Origin of the sequence: Emticicia sp. W12TSBA100-4 (assembly GCF_040253585.1) — a bacterium.
Classification (GTDB): Bacteria; Bacteroidota; Bacteroidia; order Cytophagales; family Spirosomataceae; genus Emticicia.
The window spans coordinates 1-7,448 of the sequence record NZ_JBELAU010000035.1 but is presented as its reverse complement, the minus strand read 5'-3'; the positions used below and the strand labels follow the sequence as shown (position 1 = coordinate 7,448).

At 36.3% G+C, this 7,448-nt stretch carries 5 protein-coding genes; all 5 read right to left on the bottom strand.

All coding sequences use genetic code 11. From position 1 onward, the window contains the following. Nucleotides 1-547 (bottom strand): DUF11 domain-containing protein (locus tag ABR854_RS25465; RefSeq protein WP_350268686.1); only part of this gene is annotated, 547 nt, incomplete at its 3' end. A gap of 255 nt (nucleotides 548-802) precedes the next feature. Next, a complete protein-coding gene (locus ABR854_RS25460) occupies nucleotides 803-1,639 on the bottom strand; it encodes a hypothetical protein (RefSeq protein ID WP_350268685.1) in 837 nt (278 codons plus the stop codon). 48 nt (nucleotides 1,640-1,687) lie between these two features. Then, nucleotides 1,688-2,368, bottom strand: coding sequence for a hypothetical protein (locus tag ABR854_RS25455; RefSeq protein ID WP_350268684.1), 681 nt, complete (start codon nucleotides 2,366-2,368; stop codon nucleotides 1,688-1,690). A 64-nt stretch (nucleotides 2,369-2,432) separates the two neighbouring features. After that, complete coding sequence (locus tag ABR854_RS25450) at nucleotides 2,433-3,002, bottom strand: hypothetical protein (protein WP_350268683.1); 570 nt, start codon at nucleotides 3,000-3,002, stop codon at nucleotides 2,433-2,435. 74 nt (nucleotides 3,003-3,076) lie between these two features. Next, nucleotides 3,077-7,448 (bottom strand): beta strand repeat-containing protein (locus ABR854_RS25445; RefSeq protein WP_350268682.1); only part of this gene is annotated, 4,372 nt, incomplete at its 5' end.

Here is a 7,448-nt window from a genome sequence, read left to right as displayed (position 1 = left end):
GGATATTTGTACAAGAACTGTAGTAATCATCCTCTAATAATACCTTATTATTGGGTGTGCTATCAATATCTGTTTCATTCATTGCTGTTATTTCAGCAGAATTATAGGAAACGCCTGAATTATTCAAGTTGACTACAATTGTCAGAGTTAGTAGTGAATTTGAAGCACTGATATTTCCTACTTGCCATGTAAGAGTATTCCCTACCAAGTTTGTTGTCCCTGTACTTGTTGTTGCACTCACTAATGTTGCCCCAATTGGTAATACATCCGTTACTACAACTCCTGAAACATTGGTCTGCCCGTCGTTATTTATTATAAGTGTAAAGGTTACATTATCACCACTTTTGGCTACAGTTTGAGTTAATGAAAGGTCGGGGAACCCTGCAAGAATTAAGGGTAAAGCCTTTTGGGTAGCTTTTTTTATATTATATGGTTTAGCTATTGAACTAATACCTGAATCATATTTTGCATTTGTTTCTATACTTTTTACAAGAAAAAGTATAGATAGTATAACAAATAATATTTTTTTTGTGAAAAAACTTTTCATCTCAAGATTATATTTATATTTCCGACTACCCCAAAATGCTGTCTAAAATTTGCAGGAATGGATTGTATATTTTTGTTTATTTCTTAGTCGATTCAAACAAATAAATTTTGAATCCGATAAGTATAAAGGCAGCTAATAATTATCAGTATTTGTGTGTGTGGATTTAGTTAGCAAAAACAGTTTCTTGGGTCAAAATTTTTCGTATTTTGACTTAGTTATTCAAAGCTTTATGAAGACCTATTTTATTATAAGATACTACTCTCGATCAAGAATAAGTTTTTTTCCAAAAGTTGTCTTTTGGGTTTTCACTCTTACAACCAAGCTTTGGCTTGAAATCTTTACAGGAATCTTAAAAGTTTTTTCCATTAAATCAGCCTTTTTCCCTTTGACTTTCATTATTTCCCTACCCATTTCTGTTGCTACAATCATCGTTACCTCTTCAAAATCTTCAACGCCATTTAGGACGATTTTAAAATCCTCATTTGTTGTATTTGGGTATAGTAATAAATTCTCATTTTCAAACTCCATTAGTTTTGTTTTATTTTCTTCCGAGACACCTAAAACTACCTTTGTATCTTTATAATTTCCTATATAATACTCTTCGGCAAGGGCACTATTAATCGTATTTGAAAAATCTCCCCCTTTCATTCCTGGAGCTGAAGATTTGGGGTCTTTTTCATTTTCAAACAACTTTACTTCCGTTGGATTAATATTCGCAGATAATAAAAAACTAAACAACATCGTTTCAACGCCTTCAATAAAATCTGTTTTTGCTCCTAAAGTCGTAATTCCATGATAATCTGAGGCAGGGTTAACGGTTGGTGAAAATACAATACTATTATCCTCCCATGTTCCTCCATCTGAATTCTGAATCCTTAATTTCTCATCAGAAACCGCTGATGGAACAACCATTGTTATCTGTGATGGACCCAATAGAAAATTTCTTTGACTAAAATTTGGTTTAGCATATACTTCATACTTCTCTGCTTGTGAATTATACTTCAAGGTGAGTTCTAATCCTTTTTGTCCGTATGAATCCTCCACACATATTAGCAGTGTAACAGCTAAAAATGCCACTATTATCTTTTTCATTATTTTTTAGAATTAAAATTTGAAATTGTATATTCTACCAATAATTCCTTATTTGACCTTTGTCAGCGTTACTCCTAAACAAGTTGGCTGGCAAACACAAACTTTTACAGGAAACGCATTTGACAAATCATAGCATGCACCTGTTATGGTACTGTAATTACTACCTATACTTAAATTTGAAATACTACCTGTATAACTAACAGCATAAACATTATAAGACTGAGTACCCGTTAGCCCTGTAAAACTGGGTGTTACTGATTTTTGTAAAATCACGCCATTCAAATCAGTTAATATATATTCTGTTGTCGCTCCTGCAGGAGGAGAGGTAACAGTTTTTAATGTAAATGAAGTAGTAGTATAATCACAAACTCCAGCGTTACTTGGAGGAACACAGATATTCACTAAAAGTGGTTTTGAAAAATCTCCACAAGCAGCACTCACATTTGTTAAAGTTCCTCCTACTGTTAAACCTGTTACAGTATTATCATTGACATAACTATATGCATAAATATCATATTGTTTAGACTGCGAAATTCCAGTAAAACTTTGTGTTGAAGATATTTTAGTAATGATTCCTGTAGCATGGTCAACCAATAAATACGTGGTTAAACTATTACTTGGAAGTATCCCTGGAGTTCCTATATTAAAAGTAATATCAGAAGAATTATAATCACAACTCGTCTGTGCTTTTGCTACAAAGGAAAGTGCAATTATCATGCAAACTATCATTACTTTTGGAAATATTTTATATGTATTTTTCATAGAATATTATCATTTAGCAGTGCCAATACACTTATTTTATAAGTTCTGGTGCTGTAATATTGCACGTAGAACAACTTGTGCCACTATTGCTATAATTACTATTATAGACGTCTGTAACCAATCCATTGTCAATGGCATTACTATAATCGCCTCCTTTCATACCCGATGCGGAAGATGATGGGTCTGAGCCATTCACAAACAAACGGACACCATCTCTACATTGTCCATCTGAAAAAGTAAAATAATATAACAATGTTTCTGTATTGGTTGTGAGGGCTACAGCTTGACCACTTGATTGTACGGCGTGAAAATCATGCGTGGCATCCGCTGCTGGTGCAAAAATTCGATTAGATGCGTCAACACCCCAACCTCCTGCGTTTACTGATGTTACAGATAAGTTATTATCGGGTGCTGAGGCTGGAACAACTACAGTGATTTGGGATGTTCCCCATGTAAATGATGCGTTTGTAAAATTGGGCTTTGCGTAAACTTCATAACGACTTTGTGCCGCATTCCATTTAACAGTTAAGTCTATCTTATTTTGAGCAAAAGATACCATTGACATAAACCCTAAAATTGTAATTAAAAATACCTTTTTCATCTGCTTTTCATTTAAAAGTTTATTAGTAATAGTATAAGCGGATGTTTGATTTTCCGCTTATACTAATTAATTATTTAAGGAATTTGCTCAACCATAAAGTCGAAGTTATACGCCTTATTGGTCAAGTTATTTGGATACTTATTAATGATATTGAACAAGATGAAAGCGGTATCAGTACTTGACCCCTGATATTTTACTTTACCATCCATATTAATATCACCTGTAAGATATACTGGTGTTACAAAGTCATAATTATAGCTTTGTGCAGTATTCCCCGAGAAAGTAATTACTTGAGATAAGATAACAGCAGGGTCAGGAGAAGTACCTGAATACTTAACTTTGTTATCTGCATTTCTCGCATTTCCAGCCCAAAGGCCCATTTTGCCATTACCAAGTGTTACCTGTTCTGAACCATCATAAGAGCCAAGCGTACCATCTGCCAAGACTAAACCTTTATCCCACAGTTGAGCTGCTGTCATTGATGTAAAATCAACGGTTGTACCTGTAGCTGACATTGTAATTGGAGTAGCTGTCATAGCTCCTAAGTGATTGCGATGTTTGATTGAAACATAGTAACTTGTTCCAACAGCACCTATAAAGGTTACTGGTGTAGTTCCATCACTTGCTTCTACCACATCACCATCTCTTTGAACCAAGGCAGCTCTTGTTTTCAAAATAGTTGATGGATTAGCGGCATCACGAAGTTCAACAAATACCCAGTCTACAATGGCATTAGAGCCTGTTGTTGTAAGTACTCCTGTCCCTATTTGCTGTCCTCCATTGTCTGATACTTTGGTAAATCGACTATTAGCCATTCCAGTATATGGTTCAACCGTAGGAATAACACCTAATGTACGTAAGTCATCACGCATCAAGGCATCAGTTGCACCACTTGGTGAGAAGAATGCACCTTGTAAAAATACCTTTAATTGTAGTTTTACATCTAAGACAGCATTAATTAATATAGTCACTTTAGCAGTATCACATACGGATGGATTAGCTTTATCACAAATAGTATAAATGAATGTATCTGTTCCACTTGCTCCTGGATTCGGAGTATAACTAATCGTACCATCTGGGTTAACGATTGTTGTCCCCTTACTTGGGTCAGTAGTAACTACAGGCACTGTTATTTTTGCTAAATCCGCTTGTGTTCCATCTGAATTCTTATCATTAGCCAAAATAGGTATTATTGACTTCGTATCTGCAACTATTGATATTATACCATCTGGATTAGCACAAGGGCCTAATGTAACCGTTACTGAATTAGAAGCAAGGCTTACACATGATCCATTTGTACAAGTAGCCATATAAGTTGTTGTAACTTTTGGACTTACTATACCGTTTGCTGGTACAATATCTCCAGAATTGGATGTCCATGCAATTGTTCCACTACAACCTGTAGCACTTAAAGTAGCAGTCCCACCTGAACAAATGATAACTGAGGTCATTCCACCATTAACAGATGCCACTGGAGCAGAACATAGAGTCGTCTCCGTTGGGTCATTTGTTGGATCTGTGTCAGCATCAGGGCCATCTACCAACTCTGGATTGGTAATTGGTTTCCCATTTGTATCAGTTCCTGCATCTGAAACTGCACTAACTGTGCTACCATTTGGATTTTTCCCACTCACATTCGCTACATTGATTACTTTACCTGCATTCAAATCAGCTTGTGTCAAGGTATGTTCTGCCGACAATGTCGCTGTAGCATTCGGTGCTAAACTCGCTATTGGATTTATCCCGCTCAAAGTTGCATTGGCATCTGTTACCACTACATTTGTTAAGGTCGTACTCCCAGTGTTAGTCACTACCAAGCTGTAAGTAATCTTAGAACCTACCGTTTGTCCACTGATTACCGTTTGACTCTTAACTATCTTAATACTTGATAAAGGTGTCAAAGTCGTCTCCGTTGGATCATTTGTTGGATCAGTATCAGCGTCAGGACCATCCACCAACTCTGGATTCGTGATTGGTTTACCACTTGTATCTGTTCCTGCATCTGAAACTGCACTAACAGTGCTACCATTTGGACTTTTTCCACTTACATTCGCTACATTGATAACTTTACCTGCATCCAAATCTGCTTGTGTTAATACATGTTCTGCAGATAATGTCACTGTTGCATTCGGTACTAAACTCGCTATCGAGTTTATTCCGATCAGAGTTGCATTGGCATCTTTTACCTCTACATTTGTCAAGGTAGTATTACCAGTGTTAGTCACTACCAAGCTGTAAGTAATCTTAGAACCAACTGTTTGCCCACTGATTGCTGTTTGACTCTTAACTATCTTAAGTGAAGAAATACAGTTGTTTACTTTTATTTCAACTGGTGTTGCAGAGCTTTTACAACCGTTTACTTCACAAGAAGCATAATAGGTTGTCGTTACTATAGGACTAACTGTTGCATCGGTCAACTGAGAAGTTAAATTCACATCAGTGTACCATTTAACGGTTCCAGTTGCACAAGTTGCTTCTAAAGTCGTAGTAGTTCCTGAACAAATAGGATTTATACTTGCTACGATTGCAGCGGATAATGTTGGCGAAACCAATGTAGTGCTGACAACATTTGATACGCAATTCGCTTGCGTTACAGTTATGTTTGTGTAAGCTGCTGCTGTTAAGCCATTCACTACATAAGAAGTTGATAATGCTGCAATTGAAATTGGTGTTTGTGCAACTCCACTTTTAGAATAATTCAAGATATAATTCAATCCTTGAGCTAAACCAGTTATTACAAACTTACCTTCATTACCAGGACTACAACTAATTGGATTTACGCCTAATACTTCTATTATTGCTCCTCCAGGATTAGACAAAGAAACATTTAGTGTATTTGAGATACATGCACTTTGTTTCACATTGATACCTGTATAATTTCCTGCAACTAACGAAGCTAAAGTGTACGTTGTCCCTGTTGCTTTAAAAGAAACTGGTGTTTGTTGCACACCATCTTTTAAGTAATTAAGTGTATAATTTAAACCTGTAGTCAACCCTGTAATAACCACTGTCCCATTATTTGCTCCGCAACTATTTGGTTGAGTTATTGTTCCTATTCCAATTACTGGAGGCAATGGATCAACAAGCATTTGGCTTAAACTATTAGAAATGCATGCGTTATTCGTCACATTAATATTAGTATAAGACCCAGCACTTAACCCTTCTATTGTGTAAGAGGTAGTTGTAGCTGAATATGTAATTGGCGTTTGCCAAACTCCATCTTTCTTGTACTTAATCATATAAACTGTGCCCGGGGCTAATCCGGTAATAGTTAATGAACCATCAGTGCCACTACATGTAGTAGGGTTATTAGGTGTTCCTAAAGCAATCACTGCCGAAGCCGGATCACTTAATACAGTAGAAATACTGTTTGAGGTACAACCTGCACTGATTACTCTGATATTTGTATAACTTCCACTTAGTAAACCACTTACAATATAAGATGTACTCGTAGATGTAAATGCTATTGGAGTTTGAACAAACCCATCTTTACTGTAATTCAAAACGTAGGCAGTATTAGGTGCCAATCCACTTACAGTGAATGAACCTTCATTACCTGAACATGTAGTTGGATTCGTTTTTGCCCCTAAAGTAATTGTTGTCGTAATTGGATCTGACAATGATTTACTTAAAGGGTTCGAAGTACAAGCACCACTTGTTACAGTAATATTCGTATAATTTGCTGCCGTCAAACCACTTAAATAATAAGAAGAGCTTGATGATGAAAACGAAACTGGTGTCTGTGGCAAACCATTTTGCATGTAGTTAACGGTATATGGTGTTCCAGCAGTTAATCCATTAATTTGAATAAAGCCATCATTCAAACCACAAGCACTTGGGTTTTGCGTTGTTCCTAAAGTTATAAATGCACTTGGAGGATCTAACAATACTAATGATGCTGACGAAACTATACCACTCGAACAAGACGTAGTAGCGTTCGTAACGATAAAGTTATCATAAGTACCTGCCATTAAATTAGTCAATGTTATGCATCCTGTTGCATCCGCTAACAATGTATTCGAACTTTGTGCAGCACCATTTTTATTGTAGCTTACAGAAAAATTAGTATTGGCTACTAATCCACATATTTTAATAGTTCCTTGCGATCCTCCACAACTTGTAGGGTTTGTTTTCGAAAAGTTACTATTCGTCAATGCAATAGCTGGAGTTACATTTACTACTACACTTGTAGCCGAACTTTTACAAGTTCCATTTATACATGCTCCATAATAAGTAGTTGTCGCCGTTGGTGTAACTTGGCTACTTACTAATGAAGTCAAAGCTGCATCAGCATACCATGCCAATGTTCCTGTTGCACAAGTTGCAGACAAAGTAGTACTTGAACCAACACAAATAGAAGCTGGACTGGCACTTACTGTAGTAGGTGCAGTTGTTTGACAAACAATACACGCAGGTGCAGTTACTGGTATAACTTGTGGTGTATTA